The organism is Desulfurella multipotens (genome assembly GCF_900101285.1).
Taxonomy (GTDB): Bacteria; Campylobacterota_A; Desulfurellia; order Desulfurellales; family Desulfurellaceae; genus Desulfurella; species Desulfurella acetivorans.
In genome coordinates, this window is record NZ_FMYU01000002.1 from 24,971 (window position 1) to 47,513 (window position 22,543).

General features: G+C 33.2%; 24 protein-coding genes. 23 read left to right on the plus strand and 1 reads right to left on the minus strand.

All coding sequences use genetic code 11. The features are described 5' to 3' along the window. The first annotated feature begins 5 nt into the window (after nt 1-5). On the plus strand, nt 6-314 hold the full coding sequence (locus BLQ93_RS01355; protein WP_025392728.1) for an HU family DNA-binding protein: 309 nt from the start codon (nt 6-8) through the stop codon (nt 312-314). A 96-nt stretch (nt 315-410) separates the two neighbouring features. Here the strand turns inward: BLQ93_RS01355 and BLQ93_RS01360 are convergent, their stop codons facing one another. Next, nucleotides 411-3,101, minus strand: a complete 2,691-nt coding sequence (locus BLQ93_RS01360; RefSeq protein WP_159427462.1) for a 6-hydroxymethylpterin diphosphokinase MptE-like protein — start codon at nt 3,099-3,101, stop codon at nt 411-413. A gap of 96 nt (nt 3,102-3,197) precedes the next feature. Between BLQ93_RS01360 and BLQ93_RS01365 the strand changes: the two genes are divergently transcribed. From BLQ93_RS01365 to BLQ93_RS01465, 22 genes are all read left to right on the plus strand, one after another. Then, the gene (locus BLQ93_RS01365; RefSeq protein WP_092127832.1) at nt 3,198-4,967 is read left to right on the plus strand and encodes a thiamine pyrophosphate-dependent enzyme; all 1,770 of its coding nucleotides are present in this window, start codon (nt 3,198-3,200) and stop codon (nt 4,965-4,967) included. Continuing rightward, entirely contained in the window at nt 4,964-5,395 is a 432-nt protein-coding gene (locus BLQ93_RS01370; RefSeq protein ID WP_092127647.1) for a 2-oxoacid:acceptor oxidoreductase family protein, read from the plus strand. The genes BLQ93_RS01365 and BLQ93_RS01370 overlap by 4 nt, the downstream gene beginning before the upstream one ends. Then, nucleotides 5,382-6,653, plus strand: coding sequence for a phenylacetate--CoA ligase family protein (locus BLQ93_RS01375; RefSeq protein WP_025392724.1), 1,272 nt, complete (start codon nt 5,382-5,384; stop codon nt 6,651-6,653). Before BLQ93_RS01370 ends, BLQ93_RS01375 begins: the two co-directional genes overlap by 14 nt. 46 nt (nt 6,654-6,699) lie before the next feature. After that, the gene (locus tag BLQ93_RS01380; protein WP_025392723.1) at nt 6,700-7,548 is read left to right on the plus strand and encodes a motility-associated protein; all 849 of its coding nucleotides are present in this window, start codon (nt 6,700-6,702) and stop codon (nt 7,546-7,548) included. Beyond that, the gene (locus BLQ93_RS01385) at nt 7,549-8,349 is read left to right on the plus strand and encodes a flagellar motor protein MotB (protein ID WP_092127649.1); all 801 of its coding nucleotides are present in this window, start codon (nt 7,549-7,551) and stop codon (nt 8,347-8,349) included. Between the two features lie 154 nt (nt 8,350-8,503). After that, complete coding sequence (locus BLQ93_RS01390) at nt 8,504-10,012, plus strand: glutamate synthase-related protein (RefSeq protein ID WP_025392721.1); 1,509 nt, start codon at nt 8,504-8,506, stop codon at nt 10,010-10,012. A gap of 4 nt (nt 10,013-10,016) precedes the next feature. Further along, a complete protein-coding gene (locus BLQ93_RS01395; protein ID WP_025392720.1) occupies nt 10,017-10,451 on the plus strand; it encodes a 4Fe-4S dicluster domain-containing protein in 435 nt (144 codons plus the stop codon). An 8-nt stretch (nt 10,452-10,459) separates the two neighbouring features. Next, nucleotides 10,460-11,716, plus strand: a complete 1,257-nt coding sequence (locus BLQ93_RS01400; protein ID WP_092127651.1) for an NAD(P)/FAD-dependent oxidoreductase — start codon at nt 10,460-10,462, stop codon at nt 11,714-11,716. Nucleotides 11,717-11,722: 6 nt separating this feature from the next. After that, nucleotides 11,723-12,886: a class II glutamine amidotransferase gene (locus tag BLQ93_RS01405; RefSeq protein WP_092127653.1), complete on the plus strand. Its 1,164-nt coding sequence runs from the start codon at nt 11,723-11,725 to the stop codon at nt 12,884-12,886. Next, a complete protein-coding gene (locus BLQ93_RS01410) occupies nt 12,873-13,616 on the plus strand; it encodes a GltB/FmdC/FwdC-like GXGXG domain-containing protein (RefSeq protein ID WP_092127655.1) in 744 nt (247 codons plus the stop codon). Before BLQ93_RS01405 ends, BLQ93_RS01410 begins: the two co-directional genes overlap by 14 nt. 19 nt (nt 13,617-13,635) lie before the next feature. Next, nucleotides 13,636-14,010 carry a Fur family transcriptional regulator gene (locus BLQ93_RS01415; RefSeq protein ID WP_092127657.1) on the plus strand — a complete coding sequence of 125 codons (375 nt, stop codon included), beginning with the start codon at nt 13,636-13,638 and terminating at the stop codon, nt 14,008-14,010. Further along, nucleotides 14,011-15,075: an MlaE family ABC transporter permease gene (locus BLQ93_RS01420; RefSeq protein ID WP_025392715.1), complete on the plus strand. Its 1,065-nt coding sequence runs from the start codon at nt 14,011-14,013 to the stop codon at nt 15,073-15,075. Then, nucleotides 15,060-15,830 (plus strand): ABC transporter ATP-binding protein, encoded by a 771-nt coding sequence (locus BLQ93_RS01425; RefSeq protein ID WP_092127659.1) that lies wholly within the window; start codon nt 15,060-15,062, stop codon nt 15,828-15,830. Before BLQ93_RS01420 ends, BLQ93_RS01425 begins: the two co-directional genes overlap by 16 nt. Beyond that, nucleotides 15,814-16,746: an MlaD family protein gene (locus BLQ93_RS01430; RefSeq protein WP_092127661.1), complete on the plus strand. Its 933-nt coding sequence runs from the start codon at nt 15,814-15,816 to the stop codon at nt 16,744-16,746. The genes BLQ93_RS01425 and BLQ93_RS01430 overlap by 17 nt, the downstream gene beginning before the upstream one ends. Beyond that, nucleotides 16,743-17,306 carry a hypothetical protein gene (locus BLQ93_RS01435; protein ID WP_092127663.1) on the plus strand — a complete coding sequence of 188 codons (564 nt, stop codon included), beginning with the start codon at nt 16,743-16,745 and terminating at the stop codon, nt 17,304-17,306. Before BLQ93_RS01430 ends, BLQ93_RS01435 begins: the two co-directional genes overlap by 4 nt. Then, nucleotides 17,303-18,562 (plus strand): phosphoribosylamine--glycine ligase, encoded by a 1,260-nt coding sequence (gene purD / locus BLQ93_RS01440; RefSeq protein ID WP_025392711.1) that lies wholly within the window; start codon nt 17,303-17,305, stop codon nt 18,560-18,562. The genes BLQ93_RS01435 and purD overlap by 4 nt, the downstream gene beginning before the upstream one ends. Nucleotides 18,563-18,576: 14 nt before the next feature. Next, a complete protein-coding gene (purE, locus tag BLQ93_RS01445) occupies nt 18,577-19,050 on the plus strand; it encodes a 5-(carboxyamino)imidazole ribonucleotide mutase (protein WP_025392710.1) in 474 nt (157 codons plus the stop codon). After that, nucleotides 19,050-19,793, plus strand: coding sequence for a hypothetical protein (locus tag BLQ93_RS01450; protein ID WP_092127665.1), 744 nt, complete (start codon nt 19,050-19,052; stop codon nt 19,791-19,793). Before purE ends, BLQ93_RS01450 begins: the two co-directional genes overlap by 1 nt. A gap of 6 nt (nt 19,794-19,799) precedes the next feature. Next, nucleotides 19,800-20,903 (plus strand): tRNA guanosine(34) transglycosylase Tgt, encoded by a 1,104-nt coding sequence (tgt, locus tag BLQ93_RS01455; RefSeq protein ID WP_092127667.1) that lies wholly within the window; start codon nt 19,800-19,802, stop codon nt 20,901-20,903. Further along, nucleotides 20,890-21,540 carry a hypothetical protein gene (locus BLQ93_RS01460; RefSeq protein ID WP_092127669.1) on the plus strand — a complete coding sequence of 217 codons (651 nt, stop codon included), beginning with the start codon at nt 20,890-20,892 and terminating at the stop codon, nt 21,538-21,540. The genes tgt and BLQ93_RS01460 overlap by 14 nt, the downstream gene beginning before the upstream one ends. Before the next feature lie 11 nt (nt 21,541-21,551). After that, a complete protein-coding gene (locus tag BLQ93_RS09400; RefSeq protein ID WP_156922932.1) occupies nt 21,552-21,698 on the plus strand; it encodes a hypothetical protein in 147 nt (48 codons plus the stop codon). Next, nucleotides 21,685-22,542: a tyrosine-type recombinase/integrase gene (locus tag BLQ93_RS01465; RefSeq protein ID WP_092127671.1), complete on the plus strand. Its 858-nt coding sequence runs from the start codon at nt 21,685-21,687 to the stop codon at nt 22,540-22,542. Before BLQ93_RS09400 ends, BLQ93_RS01465 begins: the two co-directional genes overlap by 14 nt. Nucleotide 22,543: the final 1 nt, after the last annotated feature.

Sequence of the window (22,543 nt, forward strand, 5' to 3'; positions counted from 1 at the left end):
TTTCTATGACAAAGAACGAGTTTGTAAAAGTATTGGCTAAGAAAACCAATATTTCTCAGGAAAAAGCGAAAGAATTCTTAGATGCTACTCTATCTACAATAGTGGAAACACTTAAATCTGGCGAGAGCGTTCTTTTTACAGGCTTTGGTAGTTTTTATGTATCAAATAGAGCTCAAAGGAAAGGTAGAAATCCTCAAACTGGCGAAGCAATCACAATTCCTGCTTTTAAATTGCCTGCATTTAAAGTAGGTGCAGTTTTTAAAGAAGAAATCAATAAACAAGAAAAACCTGCTTCTAAAGGAAAGAAAAAGTAAAAATTAAAGCATTTACCCACTGACAGCAATGTCAGTGGGTTTTTTTCTGTATTTATCAAAACCAGCATTTTTTTATTTCTATTTTTTAAAGTTTTTTTAGGCATTTGTTGACAGTTCTTGCAGTTTTGATAAAATCTGATTGTAGCTTTGAATCAACCCCAAACCTTTATAGCATAGTGCTATTTTCATAAGTAATTTTCTTTTATCTTGAGTTATTTGCAGGTGTGATTCATAAAGTGATAAAGCCTTTTCGTACTCACCAAACTCGTAATACAAATCTCCAAGATTTTCTCCAATTTCGTCTTTTAAAGCAGGATTTAGACTCAATGCAGTTTCTAATGCTTCCTTTGCTTTATCGTAAATTTCTTTTGACATATAAATTTTTGCAAGTGCAACATAAACAAATGGATGGTACGGAAGAAGGTTTTTCGCCTGATTGAGTAAATCAAGGGCTTTATCAAAATCTTTTTTGTCGATTAAAATGCTTCCCATTAAAAAAAGCGCATCACCAAAAGCCGGGTATTTTTTGTTTAGATTTTCAAGCACACTGTAGGCTTCATCAATTTTATTTTGTTTTAATAATTCAATGGCTTTATCGTATTCGGGTATAGTACCTTCGATTTTGAGCTGTTCTTTGATTACCTTTTGGCGCTCTTGCATTGTTTGCATTTGTTCTAAGTTGTTTATCATTGATAGCCACTGTATGGTGTGCTCATTGTCTGGGTCATAATCTTTTGCTCTTTCTATGAGTCTTTTTGCAGTAATAAAATCATTTCTGTTTAAAATAGCATCTTTTGCAAGAATGAGATGAGAAATAATTTTGTACTTCTCAACAGCAAGCTCGTTTCTGGCTAACTCAAAATCCGGGTCAAGTTCAATGGCTTTTTCATACAATTCCACCGCATGTTTGTGAAAATATCTGTAGTTTGATAAAAGTTTTGCCTTTGCAAATATGAGTTTTGAATTGTTTTGTATATTTATTTTATCTAATATTTCAAGACCAAAGTATATATCGCCAAAATCATAGCAGTTCATCAGTAATTCAAACAATTTATCATTGTTTTTTACATTTTCTTCAAATTTTTGCAAAAAAGCATTTTTTAGTTCAAGGTATTTAATTGTTTTTTGAACAAGCTCGATCAGGTTTTGAGTGAGAGTTTTTATTAACTCAAAGTATTTATTTGACTGTTCTAATCTTTTTTCCAGAGTTTGGTTTTCTATGTCAATTTCTTCTTTGAAATAATTGTAAAATTCTTGAAAATAGTAAAAAAATACAAATTTGGTCATTACAGGGTTGTTGTATAATTCATTATTGATTTTATTGGATTCTTCTACTTTTGATCTGATTTTTTCCATATTTTTAGTTTTTTCATATGTTTTTTGTATGTTTTGGTTTATCTTTAGAGCTTTATCTGCTTTATGAATTGCTTTGTTCATTTCTAAAAGTATGTTTTTCAGTTTTTTAATGTATATTGACAAAGATGGCTTTTTATTGAATTTTATTGTTATAGTAGCATTTTTTTTGATCCTTTTTGCAAATTCTTCAAGTTTTTCTATTTGTGTATTTTCTATATATGCACCACCACTTGTTGCGTTTATAACCTGTATGCCTTTTGAGGTTAAAAAATTTGCAATCTCAGACATTATGGTAAGACCTGAAAATAAATTTTCATCTGTTGGGACCTTTTCTTCATAATTGCCTTTTACCCAGATTAATTTTTCTGGAAGACCCTGAGGCAAAATAGTGCCTTTTGCGTGATGCTGGGCTTTGGTGTATGCCCAATCTTGACCAACAAATACAATAGGGTTTGCACCAAGAATATAGGCAACATTTACAGCCAAGTGTGTTACGGCATTAATTGGAAAAACTTCGTAGTTAGGTTTTATATCGAGCAACTCCAAAAAGCTGTTTTCTTCCGTTTTGAAAACTTTATTTTTAAATAATTTTGGTATCTGGTAAAATATAGCTGGCTCAAATACAAAGATACTATCGTCAGCTTGAGTTTTTTTCATTAAAGGAGAGTATTTTTCAAGCGTAACTTGCTGATAGTCAAGGCCGCATATAATATCTGGTTTTATATCGTGTTGCTTTAGAATATTAATTACAGAATCAACTGCAATTACAATAAATCTATTGTGGTATTTTTTTATTGTTTCTATATCGTTTGATAGAGATGGACCAGATGCAACAATTAATGCAGGCTTATTTTTGGCCCTATTTTTTAAATAATCAAGATTAAAGCCTAAAGCAACATCGGATATATTTTTTACAATATTTTCTATTATGTACTGAGATTTTAATAAAAGTGTGTTTCGGTTTAATAGTATCGGTGTATATAGCTTTTGAATAATATCATTAATTTTTTGAGATTTTGATGGTTCTAAAAGTGGGTTTGTAATGATCTGGAGATTTCCAAAGTTAAATTTTCCGACAAATAAATTAAAAGTTGCGGTTATGGTATTTTCTATGTTTTCTTCATCGCTTGCAAAGAAAAAGAAATTATCATGCACAAAACAGTCCGATACATCAACATTGTCAAGAACATATTTTAGGCCTTCTAAATCCGTTTCATAACAAATAATCGTATTTTTTGGAAAATCTTCAATCAAACGTTTTGCAATATGTCCACTTCCAAAACCAGACAATACTACCACATCTTCGTGTTTTAATTGAGGCTTTGTATAGATTTCTTTACTTACTTGAATTGGTTTTGGATTTATATTTTCAAGTAACTTCTTTAAGTATGTAGCTTTTTTATCAATAACCAATGCGTTTTTTTCTAACATTTTAACTCCTTGTTGCTTTATTATACACATTTTATTAAAAAAAGCTTTTTTTTCAAGGTGCTTGCAAAATTTGTATTTTTTGCTAAAAGTATATTCATGATCGAGATTTTGTCTGGCAATGAAGCGATAGCTCAGGCGCTCTTAGAGAGCAATGTGAGGTTTGCAAGTGCTTATCCCGGAACGCCTTCAAGCGAGATTTTGCGCTACGGCCTATATTTAAAATCAAAATACAATTTGAATGCTTATATTGAGTGGTCTATAAACGAAAAAGTAGCATTGGAAGAAGCTTTAAGCGCAAGTTTTACGGGTATTGATTCAGCTTTTTTTTGCAAACAGGTAGGCCTTAATGTTGCACTTGATCCATTAATGAGCGCTTCTCTTGTGGGTACACAAGGGGCATTTGTAGTAGTTGCAGCAGATGATCCAGGCCCATATTCTTCGCAAACCGAGCAAGATTCTCGTATGTTAGCTTTATTTGCAAAAATTCCCGTTTTTGATCCATCAGATATAAAAGAAGCCTATGACTTTTCAAAAAAAGCTGTTGAGTTAAGCAGAACCTATAAACTACCAGTAATGCTTAGGACCACAACGCGTATCTCGCATGGAAGACAAAATATTGTTGTGCAAGACAATATTGAAAATATTACTTTAAATGCAGAGTTTAAAAAAGACCCAGCTAGGTTTGCTGCAACACCCAAATTAAGGTTTATATTACATAAAAAATTAAATGAAAAACTCTTCAGTATTGCTTCGAAAAACTCATTAAAATTCGATTTTTTTGGGAATATTTTACTTGTATCAAGTGGTTTGGTCTATAGTAACCTATATGAGCTAATACAAGAGCATAAATTACAAGATAAAGTTACACTTGCCAAGGCAGACATGCCCTATCCTTTGCCAAATATTGATTTATCAAGATTTGAAAAAGCTATAGCTATTGAGGAAACTTATCCATTAATAGAGCTACAGCTAAATTTACAAGGCAGAAGAAACAACATTGTGCCAAAAGAAGGCGAGCTTAGTATGGATGTATGTGAACAAATTTTGTACAATATTGGCGTTTTGGATTCTTTTGTGCCAGTTAATATCGATTTTAAAGATAAACCGCCTTCTTTGTGTCCGGGTTGTGCTCACAGGAGCGCTTTTTTTGAGATAAAGCAAGTTTATTCTGATGCCATTTTTGCCGGCGATATAGGTTGTTACACGCTTGGTGTAAATTTAGGCGTAACAGATACTGTTTTCTGTATGGGCGCAAGTGTATCTTTTGCTTTTGGTTTTGATAAAGCATTTAAACTTTCCGACAAAAACCAGCATGTAGTAGCAATCATTGGTGATTCAACATTTTTTCATACAGGACTGAGCGCCTTGATTGATGCAATTCATAATAACGCTGCATTTTTGCTTGTTATACTTGATAATTCTACAGTTGCTATGACAGGTAATCAAAAAACACTATCAAGTCCGGTTAATTCTCTTGGCGAGGCAGTAAAACCTATATCTATAGAAAAAATAGTTAGAAATTTAGATATTGGTTTTTTAGAAATTGTAGATCCGTATGATTTTAAAAAAAGCATTGAAGTACTAAAACAATCAAAAGATTATATTGAAAAAAATTCTTCAATAGCTGTTATTATATTTAGACATTTGTGTGTCAATACAGATGAAGGTTTAAAAAATAACCCAATTATTAAAGTTTTTGTGGATAATGATTGCAAAGGCTGTAAATTATGTATCGATGAGTTTGAGTGTCAATCGCTTATATTCAATGAGGATACTAAACAGGTGGAAATTGATAGAAAAACATGCATCGATTGTGCTCAGTGTATATATAGTTGCCCATTTGGCTCCATAAAGGTACTAAAATGAAAATTGTTTTACTGGGAAGGGGCGGTGAAGGTGTACTTTACCTATCAAGGCTGATTATTAAATCGTTTGATGGTCAAAATATACTATCAAGCGAGATCCATGGTATGGCAAAAAAAGGTGGTCTTGTAGAGGTACACTTAAAAATTGGTGATTACAAAAGCCCAACTATTGGTTACAAAAAGGCAGATTTAGTTGTTTTGTTAAATAACTCACTCAAAAAGCTTGCTTATTTATATTCGCAAAATATTATATTTTTGTCTGAAAGAGAACAGGAGTATATTTTAAAATCCAACCCAAAAATGTTAAATATTTATATGTTTGCCAAATTAGCAAAGGTATTAAATATTGATTATCAAAAAGCCATTAGTTTAATTAATAAAAATGATGCAGAATTTTTTAACAAGGGGTTTAATAATGATATTCAATGAACATTTTGAGACAATGCCTCAAGAAGAGATCCAAAAACTTCAGCTTGATCGCTTAAAACAAACACTTTCTTTAATAAAAAACTCTAATTCATCTCTTAAATCAAAGTATGATTCAATTGAGCCAGATGACATAAAAAGCCTTGATGACTTAAAAAAATTACCTTTTACAACAAAAGAAGAACTCAGAGAAGCTTACCCTCTGAATCATATTACCTATACAGACAAAATAGTAAGAATACATACAAGCTCAGGCACAACAGGCACGCCTGTAGTGAATGCTATGAGCCAGTCCGATGTGGAAAATTGGGCAGAAATTGTTGCAAGGTGTTTTTATGCAGCTGGCGTTGACAAAAAAGATAGAATCCAGATAATGCCATCTTTTGGTTTATTTAATGGTGGATTTGGATTCCACTTTGGTGCTCAAAAGATCGGTGCTTTTATTATACCAATGGGTGCAGGTAGGACTCTACTCCAGCTTAAATTCATAAAAGATTTTCAAACAACTGCCATTTGCTCGATTGCTTCGTACCCACAAAGGTTAATAGAAGTTGCAAAACAAAACAACTTTGATTTTTCTAAAACAAATTTACGCGTAGCCATTTTGGGAGCAGAGACATGGTCAGATGAACTTAGGGCTCGCATTGAAAGTCAGATGAGGGTTAAAACATTTGATATTATAGGCATGACGGAAACTGGTGGTGTTGGCATGGGTATTGATTGTGAGGCAAAATCTGGCATACATATATGGGAAGATCACTATATTGCAGAAATTGTAGACCCAAATACACTAAATCCCCTTGATGATGGAAAAGAAGGCGAGCTTGTTATCACAACTCTAACAAGGGAAGGTTTGCCGCTAATAAGGTACCGTACAAAAGATATAACAAAAATTGTTTCAAGAGACAAGTGCGATTGTGGAAGGACACACTTAAGAGTTTCTCGACTAAAAGGACGCACGGATGATATGTTAAAAGTTAAAGGTGTTAATTTTTATCCATCTCAAATTGAACAGATTTTACTTCAGTATGAAACAATTGGCCCATACTATCAAATTGTGCTTGAAAACACGAAAGGTAAAGATGAGATTACAATAATTTTAGAAAAAACAAATGGTTTTTCATCTGAAGCAAGAAATAGGCTGGAAAACGCTCTCTATGATTTATTGGGTTTTCATTGCATATTGCAAATTGTTCCAGAAAATACAATACAAAGAATGCCAGGCAAAATGGTAAGAGTTATTGACAAAAGACAGAAATAACTTATTTTTTTTGCATATATTCCGATTGTATTAGTGTGGGGTATAAATGAATGTAATCGGTGTTGTACTTACCATTGCTGCTATTTTAACAGGTTTTGTTTTGGGCGGCGGAAAGCCACTTGTTTTAATACAGGTATCGGAATATATCGTCTTATTTGGCGGTGCAGCGGGTATACTTGTTGCTTCTACTACACCTTCTATTATGAAGGATGCTATAAAGGTTATTGTTGGGTTTGCAAAGCCAAACCCTTTTAATAAAAAAGTATATTTGGAATTATTACTATTTATTTACAACTTATCAGTTAAAGTAAGAAAAGATGGCATATTATCACTTGAAGCCATTGTTGATAAGCCAGAAGAAAGCCCTATTATGCAGTCTAATACCTTTTTGCTCAAAAACAAAGAAATAAGAGAATTTGTGATTGATGCAATAAGAAACATTGTAACTGGTATTGAAATAGAAAAACTTGATGAAATGCTTGACTCTAATATTGAAGTTGTAGAAAAAGAGATATCTGTAGCACCAAAAATGGTGGCAAAAATTGCCGAGAGTATGCCTGGTATGGGTATTGTTGCAGCTGTTATGGGTGTTATTTTAACCATGGGCGCACTGGGGGGTTCTATTTTAGAAGTAGGTCACCATGTTGCAGGTGCGCTTACAGGTACTTTTTTGGGCTTACTACTTTGTTATGTGGTGATTGGTCCAATGGCTACCGTACAGGAACTAAAAAATGAAGATTTTGTGGGATATTTAAAATCACTTAAAGTTGGCATTATTTCTATTGCAAAAGGTGACGCACCTATTATTGCTATGGAATCAGTAAGACAAACTGTACCGCCAGTATATCGCACTGAATTTGATGAGGTAGAAAAGCTTGCAAAAGAGAGGCGCTAAATGGCAGACAGTACCAATTTAGTGCGAAAGAAGAAATGCAAGAAGTCAAAACCACCAGAATCAAGCGTATGGGAGATAGCCTATGGCGATTTTATGACTTCAATGATGGCTTTTTTCCTTGTTATGTGGCTTGTTGCAGCAACAAACGAACAGCAAAGAAAAATTATTGAGTATTACTTTACACACCCTATGCAATCTGTAAGCGTATCTCAAGGAAGCGGTTTAAATCCATCAAAAGGAGTATTTGATATAGGCTCAAAACAGCTTGTGGTCAGCCAGGTGCCTTCTGAGAATAAACCCATAACTATAAATAATCAAGCTTCCCAAATAAAAAGATATGAAAATAAATACGAAATGCAAAATCAAATGACATCAATCCTGGGTAAAATTCAAGAAGCTATTAAGTCAAATAAAGAAATTGCTCCTTATGGTGTGCAGATAAAATATTCGATTAATGAAGAAGGTTTGAATATTATTCTATTTGATAAAAATGATAGACCAATGTTTGCAAATGGTTCCATTAAACCAGAACCATATACAATTGATATATTGAAGATAATAGCTTCTAATATCAGACCTCTTCCAAATAAAATTGTCATAGAAGGTTATGCAAATTATACACCAGTTGTTTCTGGTTTATATCTAATTGGGATTTATCTATTGGTAGAGCAAATGAAGCAAGAAAGATACTTGAATCTCAAGGTATTGTTTCGGAGCGCTTTAGTAGTGTTGTTGGCTATGGTGATACAAGGCCTATGCCAGGAACATTGCCCCAAGATCCGGTTAACAGGCGTATTGTAATATTGATTAAAAAGTTATAGTGCATATCAAATATATTACATTTTTTTAATATTTTTATTTAAATAATTAACAGTATTGACAATGATTATTTTTTATTGTATGTATTTATCCTTAAATTATATTTCTGTTTAAGGGGAGTAATAACGTGAAGTGGATGAAAGATGTTAAAACTTATACACCGCCAGATTTTCATGTTATAAGGGATCCAGATAGGTGTATTAAGTGTAAAGCGTGTGTTGAGCAATGCTCTTTTGATGCTACATTTTACGATGAAGAAGAAGATAAAATATGGAACTGGGATGCGAAATGCGTAGGTTGTAATAGATGCGCTGCGTTTTGTCCAACAGAGGCCATTACAATAGAAAACCGCGAAAACCCTTATCGTATTAACGAAAGCTGGGGCAAATGGAATGTGGTTGGTGTCAAAAAAAGGGCAGCTTTTGGCGGGGCACCAGTTGTTTCTATGGGTTCAGATAAACCGTATATTGTGTATTGGGATCATATGCTTATAAATGCTTCACAAGTAACAAACCCATCAATTGATCCTTTAAGGGAACCAATGGAGTTAAAAACATTTTTAGGTAAAAAAGTTGATTATTTAGAGATAGAAGATGGTAAATTAAAAACTGTTTTATACCCTCAGCTTGAATTGGAAATACCAATAATGTTTGCTGCAATGAGCTATGGTGCGCTGAATTACAACGTTATTGAAGCTATAGGCAGGGCAGCAGTTGAGCTTGGTACGTACTTCAACTCTGGCGAAGGTGGCCTTCACAAAGACCACTATAAATTTGAAGGCAATATAATAGTTCAGGTGGCAAGTGGACGTTTTGGGGTTTACAAAGAGTACCTTGATGTAGCAAGCGCAATTGAAATTAAAATTGGCCAGGGTGCAAAGCCAGGCATAGGTGGTCATTTGCCCGGCGAAAAAGTTACAGCTTCTATTGCCCAAACGAGAATGATACCAAAAGGAACCGATGCGCTAAGTCCTGCTCCGCACCATGATATTTACTCGATTGAAGATTTAAGACAACTTATATACGCCTTAAAAGAAGCTACGGAGTATAAAAAGCCTATTTTTGTTAAAATTGCATGTGTGCATAACATTGCTGCAATTGCAAGTGGTGTAGCCCAAGCGGGCGCTGATGTAATTGTCCTTGATGGTTTTAAGGGTGGGACAGGCGCATCGCCCCAGGTTATAAGGGATAATGTTGGACTTCCTATAGAGCTTGCCCTTGCAAGCGTCGATGATAGATTAAGACAGGAAGGCTTAAGAGGCAAGATTTCACTAGTTGCATCAGGCGGGATTAGAAACTCGATGGATGTAATAAAAGCAATTGCATTAGGTGCAGATGCAGTATACATTGGCACAGCTACGCTTATTGCTATAGGTTGTACTATGTGTCAGCAGTGCCACACTGGAAAATGCGCATGGGGTATTGCAACACAAGACCCATTTTTGTCAAAGCGCCAAAATCCGAATATTGCTACTCAAAGGCTTGTTAATTTAGTAAATGTTTGGGCTTTAGAGATAAAAGAAACGCTTGGCGCTATGGGCATAAACTCTATAGAATCACTAAAAGGCAACAGGCTCGCCTTAAGAGGTTTTGATTTAAGTGAAAAAGAAATGGAAATATTAGGTATATTGCACGCAGGAGAATAATAAAATGAAGCTTGTTAAAATAAATGAAGATAATTGTGTATATTGTCATTTATGCGAGGTAGCTTGCAAAACAGAGCATTCTGTATCAAAAGATATTATCAAAGCTGTAAAAAAAGAAAATGTATTATCAAGATGCACAGTGGAATTTAATTATCCATATTCTGCTTCAATAATGTGCAGACATTGTGATGATGCGCCATGTATTTTTGCCTGCCAGAATGGTTCTATGCATAGGGATGAAAGAGGTTATGTTGTTGTTAATACTCAGACATGTGTAGGTTGTTGGATGTGTATTATGGTTTGTCCGTATGGTGTTATAAAACAAGGCAAAAATGATGACTGGGGTTTATCTATCAAATGCGATTTATGTCCAGATAGAAGTATTCCAGCATGTGTTGAAGCATGCCCCAATGAAGCTTTAACTTTTGAAGAGTTGTGAGGAGTTAAATGAAGTATGTAATAATAGGAAATTCTGTTGCAGGTATTAACGCAGCCACTGCCATTAGGCAAAATGATACTCAAGGTGAAATTTTAATAATATCAGATGAACAAACAAGGCCATATTCTAGACCGCTTTTGCCAAATTGGGTAATTGGAGAAGTAAGTTTTTCTGAAGAAAGAATGTTTTATAGAAGAAATGATTTTTTTGATAAAAATAATATACAAACATTACTTGGACAAACTGTTGAAAAAGTTGATACAAAACAAAAAACAGTAATTTTATCCAATAAAGAAAACATTAACTATGACAAGCTTATTATTGCAAGTGGTGCAAATGCTATAATACCAAAAAATATTACAGGTATTGATTTAGATGGGGTTTATACATTAACAAATATTAAAGGGGCAAAAAAACTTAAAGAGGATTTAGTCAAAATAAACTCTATTGTTATAGTAGGGGCTGGCTTAATTGGCACAAAAATGGCTTATGATTTGTCAAAAATAGGAAAAAAGGTAGTATTGGTCGAGCTTGCAAAAAGAGTATTGTTTCCAGCACTTGATGATTATGCGGCAGTGTTGATCCAGGAACAATTGAAGCTAAGTGGAGTAGATATAATTTTAAATGACTCTGTTGTTGAGCTTGATGGTGATAAAACTGTTAGTCAGGTTACGCTTTCAAGTGGTAAAAAAATATTATGCGATGCATGCTTGCTTAGTGTGGGTGTTGCGCCAAATGTAGCTTTTGTTGATCAAAACATAAAGCTTGATAGAGGCATTGTGGTTGATGATTACCTAAAAGCATGCGATGATTGCTATGCAGCTGGTGATGTTGCAAGTATTTATGATATTGTAGTAAATGTTAGAAGGCCTATTCCTATTTTGCCGCTTGCAGCCAGGGAAGGCTATGTTGCAGGCCTGAATGCAAGCGGACATGAGGTAAAGTTTGGCGGTGGTTTTGCAATGAATTCCATTGAGATTGGCAATGTAGGGTTTATTTCTATGGGATTAATTGAAAGCGATACTGATGAGGTACTTGAATACAAAAAAGATGACAAATATAGAAAGTTTATTATTAGAGATAACAAATTAATTGGTGTTATTCTTGTAAATAATGTTGAAAAAGCAGGTATGTTTAATTGGATGATAGAAAAAAAGTTTGATGTTTCATGGATAAAAGATACATTTTTAAACAATGATTTTGGGTGGAAATATTTTGATAAAGCTTTTAGAGTGTTAAGGCTTGATAGAAAATTACAAAGGTAGGTATATATGGTTGAGATAGAAAAGATTCAAAGTTTTGCCATTTCCAATGATCCAAAAGATGCTTCGGGTTGCGGTATTTTTGGGATTTTTAACACAAAAGGTGATCTTATAGATGGCAATAAAATTGTTTCTGCAATTGATATAATGCGCGATAGAGGCAATGGTTTGGGCTCAGGATATGCCGCATATGGTATATACCCAGAATTTAAAAATTATTATGCATTACATTTGATGATTGATGACGATTTAGCAAAGCGTGCTGTAGAGGATTTTTTAGAGCGCAGAGTAATGGTTGCAGAACGCAGCGGTATTCCTACAAGGGGAATGAAAAATAGGAAACGACCTATGTTTTTTGTATATTTTGTATTGCCAAGAGCCCAGGGCACAAAAGCAGAAAGCGAGTACATGAGCGAAACTGATGCCGATGAATTTATAAACAAGCTTGTGTTTTTTATAAACGAAAATATAAATGGTGCTTTTGTTATATCAAGCGGTAAAAACATGGGTATATTTAAAGGCATAGGCTATCCCGATGAAATTGCAAACTTTTTCAGGATTGAACGTTACAAGGCTTATTGCTGGACAGCCCATAACCGTTTTCCTACCAATACACCTGGATGGTGGGGTGGCGCACATCCATTTGGTTTGCTTGATTGGACAGTTGTGCACAATGGAGAGATTTCATCCTACGGTGCCAATAAGCGATATTTGGAGATGCATGGTTATAAGTGCACTCAAAAAACTGATACAGAAGCAATTGTTTATCTGGCAGATTTAATTGTAAGAAAACATAAGATACCAATAGAGTTGTTAGCCAAAATATTCAGTGCTCCTTTGTGGGAAGAGATAGAAAGGATGCCACAAGATCAGAAAAAACTTTACAAAGCTTTAAGGATAATATATGGCAGAGCACTTCTTAACGGTCCTTTTTCAATTTTATTGACATTTAAAGGTGGTATAATGGCTTTAAATGATAGAATTAAATTAAGACCGCTGGTTGTAGGAAAAAAGGATGGTGTATATTATTTTTCAAGCGAAGAAGCAGCTATAAAGCATATTTGCAGTGATATAAAAGATATAAGTTCTCCAGATGCGGGTGAACCTGTTATCGCAAGACTTACTGATGAAGCTTATAATGTTTATTATGGGGTACAAGATGAAGAGGATTGATGCAAGTAATCTTAAATACAATGTTTTAAATGATATAATAAGGCGTGTAATTGAAGAAGGTGAAAATAAAATTATAATTGATGGTGTTTGCGGACAATACTATATTGGTTGTGGTATAGCAAAACCCGTAGAAATAGTAATTAACGGCGTACCAGGAAATGATTTAGGTGCATTTATGGAAGGACCCACCATTATTGTAAACGAAGATGCTCAAGATGGTATAGGCAACACTATGAGTTCTGGAGAAATCATCATTCATGGTAATGCAGGCGATGTATTGGGCTATAGCATGAGAGGTGGTTCAATATTTGTCAAAGGCAATGTTGGCTATAGAGCATGTATTCACATGAAAGCCTACAAAGAAGATGTAAGCCCAACAGTAGTAATAGGCGGTTGCGCCGGTGCTTTTATGGGTGAGTACATGGCAGGCGGCACACTAATACTGCTTGGACTAAATAGGGATAAGAAACGCTTAACTGGTAATTATTTAGGTACAGGTATGCATGGTGGAGCTATTTTTGTAAGACAAGACGTAGATGAATCACTTTGCTCTAGCGAAGTATTAATAAGCAAGCCTGACGACAAAGATATGCAAAAAATCATAACAAATATAAAGAAATTTTGCGATCTTTTTGGTTTTGATTGCGATAAGATAATAAAAGATGAGTTTGTAAAAATCACGCCGAAAAGTAAAAGGCCCTACGGAAATTTGTATATCCCGGGACCTTAAATATTAGGAGGTTAAACACATGAGAAAAAATACAAAACAACGTGCCATGGTGTATGAAGAGCTTAAATCCCGCTATGATCATCCTACACCAGAAGAACTCTATTACTCGATAAAACCCAGGTATCCAAAGATTTCTATAGCAACGGTTTATAGAAATTTGCGTATTTTGGCAGAAGAGGGCAAAGTAATAGAGATAAAAAGTGACAAGAATATTTTGCGCTACGATGCAAAAACAGAACCGCACTATCATTTCAAGTGCACAAAGTGTGGGGCTGTGCTAGATTTAGACATACCATACAATAAAGCTTTAGATGAAGAGTTAAACAAGAAAGGCTACAAAGTTGATTATCACTCTACTATATTTTATGGTCTGTGCCCAAATTGCGCAAAGTAAATGGGTCAAAATCACGAGTTTTTTGAATTAAAAGATAAAATTTTATACTTAAAAGGTAAGTGGGTTGTTGAAAATACAAAAGGCATTCAAAAAAAAATTTCAGATTTTGTTGGTTTTGAGCGTGTCGATATCTCGCTAGTTGATGAGATAGACACATTTGGTGGACTTTTAATATTACAAAATTTTGATAAATCAAAGTTAAGTGGCAAAAATGAAAAAGTAGAAAGTGTACTTGAGCTTGTTTTAAACAATCTTGCTAAAATCCCGAAGGTAAAAAAGAAAAGCCTTTTGTTGCGCTTTAGTAATTATTTAGAAAAAAAACTTAAAGATTATTTGTTTTTTTTGAATTTTATAGGCAAATCAACAATTGATTTTATCTCAAAAATTTCGGATTTTGAATTTCGCACTTTTATAAAAGATATACAAAATATGGGCGTGGGTGCAATTGGTATTGTAGGTGTTTTGTCTTTTTTAATTGGTCTTGTTATTGCATATCAGTCTGCTGCTCAACTAAGGCAGTTTGGTGCAAATATTTTTATAGTTGATCTGGTTAGTATTTCAATTGTTAGAGAACTTGGCCCATTGATTGTTGCAATAATTGTTTCAGGCAGAAGCGCAAGCAGCTATACTGCTACGCTTGGCTTAATGAAAGTCCAGGAAGAAGTTGATACACTTGATACAATGGGCGTATCGCCATATACGCTATTGGTGTTGCCGCGCATACTTTCACTTTTTATCGTTATGCCACTTTTGATAGTATTTGCCGATATTATTGGGATTTTTGGCGGGATGATTATATCAAATCTTATATTGGGTGTAAACTACGCAGAGTTTTTAGATAGGGCAAGCCGTGTTGTTACGATAAAATCTTTTTTATCCGGTATAGTTAAGGGTCCTGTGTTTGGTATTGTAATAGCATTGATTGGTACAAGTGAAGGATTTAAAGTTGAGCAAAAAGCAGAAAGTATAGGTACACATGTAACCGCGAGTGTTGTAAAAAGTATATTTAGCGTGATTGTAATAGATGCAATATTTAGTGTGATTTATAGATGGTTAAAGATATAATAATTAGCGTTAGAAATCTACAAAGTGCATACAATGAGCGAATAATACACCAAAATTTAAACCTTGATGTTTACAAAGGGGAAATTTTAGCCATAATTGGCGGTTCTGGTTCTGGCAAAACTACGCTTTTAAAAGAATTAATTTTACTTAAAGAGCCGAAACAAGGTGATATTATTATAGATGGTATAAATATTAAACAATTGAGTTTTAAACAAAAACAGGCTATAAAAAACAAGATTGGTGTAATGTTTCAATCAGCTGCATTGTTTAGTAGCTTAAGTGTTGGTGAAAATATTGTATATGTGATAAAAAAACGCTATAATATAGACGATGAAACGGCAAAAAATATGGCTATGCTAAAGATAAAACTTTCTGATTTAGACGAAGACGTTTACTGGTTGTACCCAAGTGAGCTCTCAGGGGGTATGAAAAAAAAAGCAGCACTTGCACGTGCACTGGCTGTTGACCCAAAGATTCTATTTTTGGATGAGCCAGTTAGCGGTCTTGATCCTATAAGTGCAGATGAGTTTGACAAAACGATAAAGAAACTTGTTGAGCTTTTAGGTGTTAGTGTAATTATGATAACGCACGATTTGTCTTCGCTTTTAATAGCTGATAGAGTTGCCATTATTGCAAATAAAACAATTATTTTTTGTGATACACCAGATAAAATACACACTGTAGACGATGCCTGGGTAAAAGAGCTGTTTATGGGAGAGAGGGGCAAGAGGTTTTTAGATGGAAACAAAGCCTAATTATATACTTGTTGGCAGTTTTGTAATTATATTGAGTTTTGCAATAGTAATTATAGTTCTTTGGTTGTTTGGCTACAGGACAAATGAATCTTACAAGACTTACCTTATTTTGACAAAATATTCTGTAAATGGTTTATCCAGTAATTCTCTTGTAAAGTACAAAGGTGTAAATGTTGGTAATGTTGAAAAAATAGATATAGACCCAAACAACCCAGAAATTGTAAGAATTTTTATAAAAGTAAAAAGCAATATACCAATAAAAACTGATACAGTAGCCACAGTTTCAGCTCAGGGTTTAACGGGTCTTGCTTCTATTGATTTAACAGGTGGGACAAAAAACGCACCTCTTTTAACAAGTGTTGATCATAGGGAGTATCCTGTTATTAAATCAAAAATGAGTGAATTGCAAAAAATTTCTCAAGCTTTACCAAATGTATTAGATAGTGCAAACACCCTTATTAAAAACATGAATGAAGTTTTTAATAAAGAAAACAGACAGCAAATATCATCAATTCTAAACAACACAAACAAAGCAAGCAAAGAATTATCTATTGATTTGCAAAATTTAAATTCAACATTAAATAAAGCAAACGAAGCTATACAATCTATAAAACAGGCAGGAGAAAGCGCAGATAGTGCTTTTCAATCTACAAATAAGCTCATAGCCACATTGCAGGAAAGTTCAAAAAATCTTACTCAGATAAGTTCTGATTTGAGTCAGTTAATAAATGAAAATAAAAATCAAATAAATTATTTTACACATGAAAGTATGTATAATTTAAATCGCATGATAGAAAACATCAATAAAACAGTAAAAACTACTGATGAGCTTGTTAATGAATTAAGATCAAATCCTACTTACATAATATATGGGAAACCCAAAACTCCATCGCCAACTGAAAGGAGTAATCAATGAAAAAAATTGTATTTTTTCTTTTATTAGGCTTATTTTTAGCTTCTTGTTCTGTAAAGGTTAAAAACGTAAACAATACCGGATATAATTACCTGCAGCCTGAGGTTTCTAATGTAAGCAAAAAAAATGAAATAAAAATAAATTCGGTTAACTTAGATAACGTAGAGTCAAATAGACTTAAAAACAACTACATTTTGTATGAGTCAAATGGTGTTTATAATTATTTTGCTTACTCTAAGTGGATAAATTCTCCCCCAACAATGCTAAAAGATTTTATACTTGAAAATATAAGATATATCAAGCAAGACCCTTATGCAAAATATAGGCTTAAAATTCTACTTTTTAATTATGAGCCACATTTTAATAATAAAGAAAGTTTTTTTTACTTTAAAGCAAGGGCTTTTTTGTATAACTCTCAATATGAGCTTTTAGCAAGCAAAATGTTTGATTATAAAAAGGATTTTAAAAAGAATACAAATGAATCGATGCTGGATGCAGCAGGTAAAGCAACACAGGAATTTTTAGAAAACCTAAATGAATGGTTATTGGGAGTGTTAAAATGAATGTACTTGTTGTTGGTAATGGAGCAAGAGAACATGCCATTTGTTATAAACTCTCACAAAGCAAGCGTTGTGAGAAAATTTACTGCGCAAAAGGAAACGCTGGTACATCACAATTGGCAACAAATGTTGATATATCAGTGCTTGATTTTGAAGCTTTGGCAAAGTTTTGTAAAAAAAATTCGATTGAATTTGTTGTTGTTGGACCAGAAGAGCCTTTGGCAAAAGGTATTGTAGATTACCTAAATTATGCTGGCATACTAGCATTTGGCCCCACAAAAATAGCTTCAGCAATTGAGTCAAGTAAAATATTTTGCAAAAATTTATGCAAAAAATACTCTATACCAACGGCGGCCTATGAAACATTTGATAATTTTGATGAAGCGTATAGGTATATAAAAAAGGCAATTTATCCATTGGTTATAAAAGCAGATGGTTTGGCAGCAGGAAAAGGTGTAGCTATTGCCAATAATGAATACGAAGCTCTTGCTCACCTCAATGATTGTTTTGCCAATAAAAAGTTTGGCGAAGCAGGAAGTAGAGTTGTTATAGAAGAGTTCTTAGACGGCGAAGAATTGTCTTATATGGTTTTTTGTGATGGCAAAAAATTTGTCCCAATGGTTGCTTCTCAAGACCACAAAAGGGTTTTTGATAATGATTTGGGTCCAAATACGGGCGGTATGGGAGCTTATGCAAAAGCGCCAATAGTAAACGCTATACAAAGTAAGTGCGATTCTTTAATAGAGCAAACCTTAGATGCTTTAAAAAGTGAAGGGATTGATTACAGGGGAGTTTTGTATGCAGGTTTAATGGTTGTAGATAACAAGCCTTATGTGCTTGAATACAATTGCAGGTTTGGAGATCCAGAAACTCAGGTGGTTTTGCCTTTATTAAAAAGTGATTTGTTAGATATTATGCTTAGATGTGCAAATGGCAATTTAGGTGATTATAAAATAGAGTTCGAAGATAAATTCTGCGTAAGTGTGGTTTTAGCTAGCAAAGGCTATCCGGGGCCTTACGAGAAAGACAAGCCTATATATGGCCTGGAAAATGTTACTGACGCAATTGTATTTCATGCAGGAACATACAAAAAAGATTCAAAAATATATACAAACGGTGGCAGAGTGTTGAATGTAGTGGCACTTGATAAAGACTTTAAAAAAGCTATAGAAAAGGCTTATAAGGCAATTGAGAATATTCACTTTGATGGAATGCATTTTAGACGCGATATTGGCAAAAAAGCACTAAAGTACTTTTGAAAAGGAGGAAAATTATGAAAGTAGCAATTATATCCGGCAGTAAAAGCGATGAAAACATTATCTATGAAGCAAAAAAAACATTGGAAGAGTTTGGTATTGAATATAAGGTTTACATTGCAAGTGCCCACAGAAGTCCAGAGTATGTAAAAGAAATAGTTCAAAAAGTAAATGCTGAATTTGATTGCATAATCGCAATAGCAGGGCTTTCTGCAGCATTGCCGGGTTTTGTTGCATCATATTCAATTTTGCCAGTAATTGGTGTACCGGTTGATAGTGAGATGTTTGGGCTTGATGCACTGCTTTCTATTACTCAAATGCCAAAAGGCGTACCTGTTGCATCTATGGGTATTGGCAAAAAAGGTGCACATAACGCAGCATTATTTGTAGCAAGGATGTTTGCGCAACAAGATCCTGATTTAAAGCAAAAATTACTTGATTACATTAAAAAAGAAGAAGAAAATATACGCAAAATTAACGAAGATTTGTAATGTCCAAAAAAGAGTATGCCTGTATTGCTGGAATTGTAATATTTATTGTTATAACAAGTTTTAAATTTGGAAACGATTATAGTGTGTATGGTTTAAAAAAACCTTTGAGTCTCTCATACAGCAATGGTATATTGTATGTTGTCCAAAAAGATGGCTATATAAGCATGCTAGATAAATACGGTCATATATTGGAATTGGAGTTTTTGGATTTAAATGATCCATCAAGCATATTAACCTATCAAAATATGATTGTAGTATCAACAAAAGATAATTTATTTTTTTACCAAAGGTCATCTAAGCTTTTAAAAGTAGTTAAGTTTTCTGGAAAGATCAGACAAATTGCAAACTTTGGCAATGATATTTTGGTTTTGCTTGATACAGGGGATATTTTAAAAGTACAAAATTATAAAGTAAAATTTTTATTTAATATTAAAGGTGCTTCGTCAATTGCAACCAATGACAATGAAATTTTTGTAGTTGTAGGACACAGTATTAAATCCTACAATATAAATAAACAAGTTTTGACAAGCAAGGATTTTAGTGTACCAATTGATTATATTAGTTTTAATAATGGTTATTTAAGTGTAACATCTCAACAAGTAAACAGAGTTTTTATTTTAAATAAAGATTTAATGCTAGTAAAATCATTTAAATTTGAAAAACCAACATTTGCATATTATTCAAACCAAAAATTGTTTGTTTGTTCAAGCGATTTAGATAAAATCTACATCAGAAATAATTAGGTAATTATGGAATTTAAGTGTTTGAAAACTTCAGATAATGCAAGACTGTCTTTGTTGTGGCTAAAAGATGAAATTGAGTTGCCTGCGTTTATGCCTGTTGGTACGCAAGGTATAGTAAAGGCGCTTTTGCCAGATACACTTATTGATATTGGTTATAAACTAATGTTGTCCAATACATACCATTTGTATTTAAGGCCAGGCGTTGAAATAATTGAAGCTTTTGGAGGGTTGCATAAATTTACAAATTTTAAGGGTTCTATTTTAACAGATAGCGGCGGTTTTCAGGTTTTTAGCTTGTCGGATTTAAGAAAAGTTACCCAAGAAGGTGTTGTTTTTAAATCGCACATTGATGGGTCTTATCACTTGTTTACACCAGAAAAAGTGCTTGATATACAGTTTCGATTTAAAAGCGATATTGCGATGGTTCTTGATGAATGTCCAGCATACAGTCTTGATAAAAGCTTTGTAGAAAAATCGCTAAACATAACACTAAATTGGGCAAAACGCTCTTCTGTAATAAAAAGGCCACCACATACTGCTGTTTTTGGTATTGTGCAAGGTGGTGTATTTGAAGATTTAAGAAAAAAAAGCGCTCTTGAGATTGCAGGTATGGATTTTGATGGTATAGCTATTGGTGGTTTAAGTGTTGGAGAGTCTACGCAAGAAATGTATGACACTGTGGCTTCTGTTATGCAATATTTACCAGAAGATAAACCAAGGTATGCCATGGGAGTTGGTAGGCCAGAAGATATTGTAAGGCTTGTTGGTTTTGGTGTAGATATGTTTGATTGCGTAATGCCCACAAGAAATGCAAGAAATGGCTATTTATTTACCGATTTTGGTAATATAAACATAAAAAATGCTGCTTATGCAAAAGATGAATCCCCTATAGATGAAAACTGCGATTGCTATACGTGCAAAAACTACTCAAGAGCTTTTTTGAGGCATCTTTATAAATCAAAGGAATTAAGCTTTTATACGCTTGCAACAATTCACAATTTAAGTTATTATTATAATTTGATGCAACGCATAGGGCAAGCTATTAAAAATAATAGTTTTGCTGAGTTTAGCAAAAGTTTTTTAGACAAGAGGAAATATGGATATAGTTGAGAGTTTGAAAAATTTATTTAAAGAAAGGTTGCAGTCTGTTTGCCTTCACAACTTAGGAATAAGTGCAAGTATTTCAAAAAATGGCATTTTGGTAGTTCTTGATAGAGTGTTGGTGGATGACATAAAATTACTAAAACAACATTTAAAAAAATTTAAAAAACTTTATATTTCTCCGTTGCTTTTTGAAGTTGACTTTTTAGAACAAAACAAAGACTATTTTTGTATGGAAATCCTGGAATTGAAAGAAAATATCAAGGTTTTGTATGGTAAAAACCCTGTCCAAAATATTGATATAGAATCACAAGCATTAAGGAATCAAATAAAAAGAGAAATAGCAAGTAAAATATTAGCAGTTCGCTCGAGTTTTTTAGAACTTACACTTGAGAGAAAGACTGTAGAAGATATTACATACAGGTCTTTATATAATTTTTATTTGATTTCAAAGTATATACTTTACCTTTTGAACATAAAACAATCGCAAAATGTTTTTGAAGACGTGGAAAAGCATTTTTTGATAAACCTTGAAAACACAAAGAAGTTGTTTTTTATGCCTAAAAGACCTACATTTGATAAACTATTGCCTTTATTTGAAAATTACTTAAAAGAATTAGAGAATTTTTTAAAGATAAAAATTTAAAAGAGGTTTTTGTGAAGCTTTTATTAGTTGGTATACTTATTGTGCTCGTTTTGCCTTATATTTTACAATTTTTTTTAAAATTGAAACTTAAAGATAAAAGTGATTTTCAAATGTCACTTGGTGGATGTTTTTCAAGTGGTTTTGATGTATTTGGATAATATGGATCTTAAACAGATTTTATCTGATTTTTGCATATTCTTAAGTGCCAATAAAGGTTTGTCAGTAAAAACTGTTGAGTCATACGAAAGCGATTTAAAACCATTTTGCGAATATTTTAAAGATAGACAACTTGACAATATTAATTTGTTTGATTATGTAAATAATCTAAAAAAATTATACAAGCCAGCTTCTTTAAATAGAAAACTATCAAGTCTTAGAGCTTTTTTAACATTTATAAGAAAGCATTACCAGCTTGAAATTGATTTAAGTTATCTAAAAAATGTAAAAGTAAACTTTAAAATAGAAAAACCAATTGATTATGAGTTTTTAAAAACTCTTTTTACGGATACACGAAATGGTTTGATTTTGCTTTTTTTTTATGCTACAGGTTTAAGGGTTAGCGAACTGATAAATTTAAAAATAAGCGATATTTACTTTGATGCAGGTTTAATACGTGTTGTAACAAAGGGTTCTAAAATGCGTCTTTTACCTGTGTCAATGGATGTTCTTTTAAAGATTAAAGATTACATAGCAAATATACGCAGTGCCTATTCAAATAGCGAATCAAAAGATTATTTGTTTTTAAGTAAACAAGGCAAACCATTTACAAGAGCAGCAATCTGGAAAATAATAAAACAAGAATCGAGGGCTAAGGGCTTTGACCTACACCCCCATAGCTTGAGACACTTATATGCTACGCATTTGCTTGAAAGAGGAGCCAATATAAAAATTATTCAAGAGTTGCTTGGTCATTCAAGTTTAAATACAACTCAACGCTATACTTTTGTTAGTGATGAGGCTTTAAATAAAGCTTTTAAAGAAACTGATTATTACAAAGAATAAA

Bases quoted from the DNA above. Each gene is read 5' to 3' on its own strand.
- BLQ93_RS01410 (WP_092127655.1), top strand. From the start codon at position 12,873: ATGAAGAGGATTGATGCAAGTAATCTTAAATACAATGTTTTAAATGAT.
- BLQ93_RS01460 (WP_092127669.1), top strand. From the start codon at position 20,890: ATGGATATAGTTGAGAGTTTGAAAAATTTATTTAAAGAAAGGTTGCAG.
- purE (WP_025392710.1), top strand. From the start codon at position 18,577: ATGAAAGTAGCAATTATATCCGGCAGTAAAAGCGATGAAAACATTATC.
- BLQ93_RS01360 (WP_159427462.1), bottom strand. From the start codon at position 3,101: ATGTTAGAAAAAAACGCATTGGTTATTGATAAAAAAGCTACATACTTA.
- BLQ93_RS01355 (WP_025392728.1), top strand. From the start codon at position 6: ATGACAAAGAACGAGTTTGTAAAAGTATTGGCTAAGAAAACCAATATT.
- BLQ93_RS01415 (WP_092127657.1), top strand. From the start codon at position 13,636: ATGAGAAAAAATACAAAACAACGTGCCATGGTGTATGAAGAGCTTAAA.
- BLQ93_RS01420 (WP_025392715.1), top strand. From the start codon at position 14,011: ATGGGTCAAAATCACGAGTTTTTTGAATTAAAAGATAAAATTTTATAC.
- BLQ93_RS01435 (WP_092127663.1), top strand. From the start codon at position 16,743: ATGAAAAAAATTGTATTTTTTCTTTTATTAGGCTTATTTTTAGCTTCT.
- BLQ93_RS01430 (WP_092127661.1), top strand. From the start codon at position 15,814: ATGGAAACAAAGCCTAATTATATACTTGTTGGCAGTTTTGTAATTATA.
- BLQ93_RS01385 (WP_092127649.1), top strand. From the start codon at position 7,549: ATGGCAGACAGTACCAATTTAGTGCGAAAGAAGAAATGCAAGAAGTCA.
- tgt (WP_092127667.1), top strand. From the start codon at position 19,800: ATGGAATTTAAGTGTTTGAAAACTTCAGATAATGCAAGACTGTCTTTG.
- BLQ93_RS01395 (WP_025392720.1), top strand. From the start codon at position 10,017: ATGAAGCTTGTTAAAATAAATGAAGATAATTGTGTATATTGTCATTTA.
- BLQ93_RS01425 (WP_092127659.1), top strand. From the start codon at position 15,060: ATGGTTAAAGATATAATAATTAGCGTTAGAAATCTACAAAGTGCATAC.
- BLQ93_RS01365 (WP_092127832.1), top strand. From the start codon at position 3,198: ATGATCGAGATTTTGTCTGGCAATGAAGCGATAGCTCAGGCGCTCTTA.
- BLQ93_RS01380 (WP_025392723.1), top strand. From the start codon at position 6,700: ATGAATGTAATCGGTGTTGTACTTACCATTGCTGCTATTTTAACAGGT.
- BLQ93_RS01465 (WP_092127671.1), top strand. From the start codon at position 21,685: ATGTATTTGGATAATATGGATCTTAAACAGATTTTATCTGATTTTTGC.
- purD (WP_025392711.1), top strand. From the start codon at position 17,303: ATGAATGTACTTGTTGTTGGTAATGGAGCAAGAGAACATGCCATTTGT.
- BLQ93_RS01450 (WP_092127665.1), top strand. From the start codon at position 19,050: ATGTCCAAAAAAGAGTATGCCTGTATTGCTGGAATTGTAATATTTATT.
- BLQ93_RS01405 (WP_092127653.1), top strand. From the start codon at position 11,723: ATGGTTGAGATAGAAAAGATTCAAAGTTTTGCCATTTCCAATGATCCA.
- BLQ93_RS01390 (WP_025392721.1), top strand. From the start codon at position 8,504: ATGAAAGATGTTAAAACTTATACACCGCCAGATTTTCATGTTATAAGG.
- BLQ93_RS01400 (WP_092127651.1), top strand. From the start codon at position 10,460: ATGAAGTATGTAATAATAGGAAATTCTGTTGCAGGTATTAACGCAGCC.
- BLQ93_RS01370 (WP_092127647.1), top strand. From the start codon at position 4,964: ATGAAAATTGTTTTACTGGGAAGGGGCGGTGAAGGTGTACTTTACCTA.
- BLQ93_RS01375 (WP_025392724.1), top strand. From the start codon at position 5,382: ATGATATTCAATGAACATTTTGAGACAATGCCTCAAGAAGAGATCCAA.